General features: G+C 62.7%; 1 protein-coding gene. It reads left to right on the top strand.

The genetic code is table 11. The annotated features are described in order from the left end of the window. Positions 1-38: 38 nt before the first annotated feature. Positions 39-255, top strand: a 217-nt coding sequence (locus SB719_RS21310; RefSeq protein WP_412159911.1) for a hypothetical protein, incomplete at its 3' end; no start/stop codon positions are given.

Genomic DNA, 255 nt, shown 5'->3' with positions numbered 1-255 from the left:
ATCGAATGGGTCGCCCGCATTTTGTGGGCGAGCCAGTAATGGCGCAATCGCAGAACAGAAGCCACGGGCGCGCCGTTTTCGGCGGGCTGGCGGGTATAACGGGCGCTGTACTGGTCGCGGCCTTCGTGGCGCCGTTCTATGGCGCGCTGGACCGTCCCGTCGTCGTCATCGATTCCGGTGATGCACAGACGAAGACCGGTACGGGCAACGGCATCGTTGTCGAACAGTTCGACTATAACGAGCCGGGAAGCTCGC

The organism is Pantoea sp. SIMBA_079, from assembly GCF_046940275.1.
GTDB lineage: Bacteria > Pseudomonadota > Gammaproteobacteria > Enterobacterales > Enterobacteriaceae > Pantoea > Pantoea borealis.
This window is presented reverse-complemented; position numbering and strand designations above follow the sequence as displayed.